The following is a 4,106-nucleotide window of genomic DNA, read 5'->3' as shown; positions in this document are numbered from 1 at the left end:
CGCGCGCGTACCGCCGAAGGGCCGGAACGGGAGCGGCTCTGGCGCATGATGACCGAGCTCGCGCCGGTCTACCACACCTACGAGGCCAGGAGCCGCAGGCAGATCCCCGTGGTCGTCCTAGAGCACATCTGACCAAGGCAAGCGGATCCGGTCATCCGGCGACAGCGAGCACGAACTTTCCTGTGGTGCGGTTGATCTCGCCGAGCTCATGTGCCTTGGCCGCCTGCTCGAACGGCAGGACGATGCTGACCTCGACGACCAGCTTTCCCGCCTCGACCAGCTCGGCGATCGTCGCCATCGCGGCGTTGTCCGGTTCTACGAGGACGAAGCCCACCCAGATGCCGCGCTCCCCGGCCTGGCGAAGGAGGTCCTCACCAGGCTCCGAATTGAGCCGGGCAGGAGTGCCGCCGTCCCGCAACGTCCGCAGGGAACGCGCCCCGTAGTCGCCGCCGATGCCATCGATGGCCAGGTCAACGTCGCGGACCGTCTTGGCGAAGTCCTCCTCGGTGTAGTCGATCACCTCGTCGGCGCCCAGCTCGCGTACGAAGGCGTGCTTGGACCTACGAGCGGTACCGATCACGTACGGGCTGAGATGCGTGGCGAATTCCACGGCCAGATGGCCGACCCCGCCGGCGGCGGCATGGATCAGCACGCGCTGGCCCGAGCGCACGTTCGCGGTGTCGTACAGGACCTGCCACGCGGTGAGCGCGGAGAGCGGCAACGCGGCGGCGTGCACGTGGTCGAGGCCGGCTTGCTGGTGAAGTGCCGCGATGGGGCGGTCACGTGCTCCGCGTAGCCGCCCGCCTTGTGGGGGAAGCGCGGCATGCCGAAGACCTCGTCACCAGGCCGGAAGCGGGTGACCCCGAGGCCCACGGCCTCGACCACCCCGGACACGTCTCAGCCGAGGATGGCGAACGGGTCGCCCAGCAGCCTGCCGGCCGTCCGTGACTTCCAGTCCGTGGGGTTGACGCCGGCCGCGTGCACCCGTGCCAGCACCTCCGTCGCCATCGGCTCAGGGCGGTCAACCTCGGCCGGCGCCAGACCCTCGGGGTCCGCCCGCGGACTCCTGAATGATCGCGCGCATCCGCCCGCCGTCGTGTCTTCGCTCACGGAAGGGTCCCTTCGTGACGCGGGAATGAGTGCGCAGCGGACCGCGGCGCGTGTGACCTGCACTGGACCAGCCTGAGCCGGTCGATCCTATGCGATTGTGGCTTCACCAGGTGACCGGGAGCTGGTCAACGCCGTAGACGACGGCGTCCGGTTTGAACGACACTTCCTCGACCGGTACGGCGAGCCGCAGGGCAGGGATGCGGCGGAACAGTGTGTCGAAGACGATCTGCAGCTCCATCCGGGCCAGGTGCTGGCCGAGGCATTGGTGCGGGCCGAAGCCGAAGGCGAGGTGGTGACGGGCCCCGCGCTCGACATCAAGTTCAGCCGGATTGTCGAACACTGCGGGGTCCCAGTTGGCCGACAGGCTGGAGACGATGACGCCCTCGCCGGCCGTGATTCTCGCCCCACCGATCTGCACCTCCTCGGTGGCCACCCGGGCGGCGACCGTGTCGGTGATGGCGAAGTAACGCAGCAGTTCCTCCACGGCCTTGGGCGTCCTGCTCGGATCGGCCGTGATCAGGGCCAGTTGTTCCGGGTGGGAGAGCAGCCCGATCACGCCGAGGGAGATCATGTTCGCGGTGGTCTCGTGTCCGGCGGTCAGCAGGAGGAAGGCCAGGCTCACCAGGCTCGCGTGGTCGAGGGTGCCGTTCTGGCGTTGCCAGGCGATCTGCCGGCTGATCAGGTCGTCGCCGGGTTCTGCCTCCTTGCGGGTGATCAGATCATCGATGTAGGCGCGGAGCTCGGCGAAGGCTCTTTGGCGGTCCTGCGGCGACGAGGTCCGCCGCACCGCCACGGCGGTGCGGCCTTGGAAGAAGTCGGCCCTTGAGCAGCAACCAATCGACCAGTGGCGGTAGCAGGCACGCGCGGGCGGGGTTATCGCCATCTGGCGTGCCAATACGGCCCGGAACTCCTATAGCTCCGGCCGGCCGCCACCCGGTTGATCAGTGGGTACGGCGGCGGGGTGCGAGCACCTCGGTGACCTTGGCGATGGCTTCGGCACCGGGTTTGACGTAGCGCATGGCGGTGCGCGGGTTCTTGTGCCGGGTCTTGCCCATGATGAGCTGCAGCGGCACTTCGGCCTCGCCGAGGTGGGTGGCGGCGGAGTGGCGCAGCTGGTGAAGATCGAGCCCTGCGTACTTCTCCAGCAGGACGCGGGCGCGGTCGTACCCCAGGCGGGCGCGGCCGGTGTGCGGGCAGATGTCGCCGGCGGCCGGGCGGCGGGCTGGGACGGGACGGCGTTCGGACAGGAACACCGGCCCGTGCGTGCGCGTGCTGCCGTCGGGCAGCCGGAGCAGGCGGGGCAGCAGGTGGGCGGTGCCGCTATCCCAGTACACCCACTCAATCGCGCCGCCCTTGGAGCGGACGGGGGCGCGGCGGTGCTCCAGGTCGAGGTCCTCGACGTTCAGTGCCAGGATCTCGGCCGCTCTGGCCGCCGTTTCGTAGAGCATTCTCCAGAGCGCCCGTTCTCGCAGGGGGATGTCGCGGTGTGAGAGCAGTCGATGGATGGTGGTCTTGGCGACCGCGCGGGTCTCGTCGGCGGTTTCCTTGCGGCGTTCGGCCTCAGCCGGGACCGACGGGGCGGCCCAGTGCTTCTTGGTCTGGCACCAGGACAGCCAGGATGTGACGGCGGCGCGGTTGCGGTTCCAGGTCGCCGGCGCGCTCGCACCCCACAGCTCGGCGAGCGCGGCGCCGATCTCGGCGTCGGCGATCTCGGCGAGTGGCCGGTCGCGGCCGAGCAGGGCGGTGACGCGGTCGATCGCGGAGGCGTAGGCGCGATGGGTGTTGGGGTTGGCCGTGCGCGCCGTGGCGAGGAAGGCGTCGGCGGCCGCGGCGAGGGTGACGCCTCCACCGCGCAGGGCGGTGATCTTCGGTGCGGCGCTCATGCCGCCCACCAGGCGACGCCTTCGGCGATGTACCGGATAACGTGCCGGAGTCGCGCACCGCCCCGGCGGAGGGCCGTCCTGGTCGCCGCGCCGCCGTGATCGCTCATGTACGTGATAATAGGCTGTTATCACGTACATGTAGTTGAGCGCGAGCTCATCGCGGGAAGCGCGGAGCTACTCCAGATCCGTAGTCGCGAGGGCAGGCGCCTGGTCCGGGGGCGGTAACCACCGGATGCATGCCGTCGGGCACTCACGCCGCAGGGGCCGGGGCCCCGAGACGATCGGACTGCCAGAGAACGTCTTCGACGACATCTCCCGGCGTGCCGCCGTCACGGCGGACCCGTGTGGCGAGGGTGTTCTGCTCCAGCCAAGTGCGCCGCCGCGGTCACCGCTCTGCGGTGCCGCAGATGTTCAGGTAAGGGAGTTCGCCGCGTCCAGGAGGCGGCGCAGGTGCAGGGTGTCCGGAGCCAGAGCCGTGATCAGGAGGGCAGGGCCGGCCAGCGGGGTCAGCACGGCCTGGCCGGTCGCCGGGTCGTCGCCGAGCAGCCGGACGCGGGGCGGGTTGTGGTCCAGGGCGGGGTCGACGATGAGGACCTGGCCGAGGGCGCGGTGGCCGGCCATGATGGCAGGGCCGTCCCAGCCGGGCGCTTCGGGCCCGTACCTGGTCTGCTGGTCCAGCAAGGGGCGGCCGTCGCGGTGGACGGACAGGCGGGCAGACAGCCGGCCGGGTGGTTCGCCGGAGCGGCCGAGCACGACTTCTTCGCGCAGCAGGAGCCAGGCAGTCGGGGCCAGGTCGATGGTGCAGCTTTGGCGCAGGTTGCTGCGGGCGGCGGAGATGAGCGGCTGGGGAAGCCAGTGCAGGCTGGCGTGTTCGGCGACGGTCAGGTGCACGTCGTAGGTGGCGTGGGCGGTGGTGGGGCCGCGCAGCGCGATGGTGGCGGCGGCCGTGGTGATGTGCAGGTGGGCGCCTGGTCCGGCGGTGGCCTCGATGCGCAGCCGGTCGCCGCCGAGCGGGGCGCTCATGACGCCGAGGATGCACACGCGCGCCTGGTTGCCGCGCGGGCGGGTGCGGCGCAGGTCGAAGGGGCCGTCACCGGCGAGCACGGGCAGGAT

At 70.6% G+C, this 4,106-nt stretch carries 7 protein-coding genes; 1 reads left to right on the top strand and 6 read right to left on the bottom strand.

Features of this window, described 5'->3' with window-relative positions:
* Positions 1–132: nitroreductase/quinone reductase family protein (locus GUY59_RS50415; protein ID WP_138208702.1), on the top strand; the 132-nt coding region annotated here is incomplete at its 5' end.
* A 19-nt stretch (positions 133–151) separates the two neighbouring features.
* Here GUY59_RS50415 and GUY59_RS51165 read toward each other — a convergent pair.
* From GUY59_RS51165 to GUY59_RS46265, 6 genes are all read right to left on the bottom strand, one after another.
* Positions 152–736: an NADP-dependent oxidoreductase gene (locus GUY59_RS51165; RefSeq protein WP_330849312.1), complete on the bottom strand. Its 585-nt coding sequence runs from the start codon at positions 734–736 to the stop codon at positions 152–154.
* Positions 646–873 carry a hypothetical protein gene (locus tag GUY59_RS51610; protein ID WP_442939102.1) on the bottom strand — a complete coding sequence of 76 codons (228 nt, stop codon included), beginning with the start codon at positions 871–873 and terminating at the stop codon, positions 646–648. Before GUY59_RS51610 ends, GUY59_RS51165 begins: the two co-directional genes overlap by 91 nt.
* Before the next feature lie 24 nt (positions 874–897).
* The gene (locus tag GUY59_RS51160) at positions 898–1,110 is read right to left on the bottom strand and encodes a hypothetical protein (protein WP_330849311.1); all 213 of its coding nucleotides are present in this window, start codon (positions 1,108–1,110) and stop codon (positions 898–900) included.
* Between the two features lie 103 nt (positions 1,111–1,213).
* Positions 1,214–1,993 (bottom strand): cytochrome P450, encoded by a 780-nt coding sequence (locus tag GUY59_RS46275; RefSeq protein WP_138208701.1) that lies wholly within the window; start codon positions 1,991–1,993, stop codon positions 1,214–1,216.
* A gap of 58 nt (positions 1,994–2,051) precedes the next feature.
* Complete coding sequence (locus tag GUY59_RS46270) at positions 2,052–2,993, bottom strand: tyrosine-type recombinase/integrase (protein WP_138208700.1); 942 nt, start codon at positions 2,991–2,993, stop codon at positions 2,052–2,054.
* Between the two features lie 411 nt (positions 2,994–3,404).
* A partial coding sequence (locus GUY59_RS46265; RefSeq protein WP_161715108.1) for an urease accessory protein UreD occupies positions 3,405–4,106 on the bottom strand: 702 nt, incomplete at its 5' end.

Origin of the sequence: Nonomuraea sp. K271, assembly GCF_009908215.1 — a bacterium.
Classification (GTDB): Bacteria; Actinomycetota; Actinomycetes; order Streptosporangiales; family Streptosporangiaceae; genus Nonomuraea; species Nonomuraea longispora.
This window is presented reverse-complemented; position numbering and strand designations above follow the sequence as displayed.

Excerpts from the sequence above, each read along its gene's own strand:
- GUY59_RS46275 (WP_138208701.1), bottom strand. The coding sequence starts at position 1,993 with ATGGCGATAACCCCGCCCGCGCGTGCCTGCTACCGCCACTGGTCGATT.
- GUY59_RS46270 (WP_138208700.1), bottom strand. The coding sequence starts at position 2,993 with ATGAGCGCCGCACCGAAGATCACCGCCCTGCGCGGTGGAGGCGTCACC.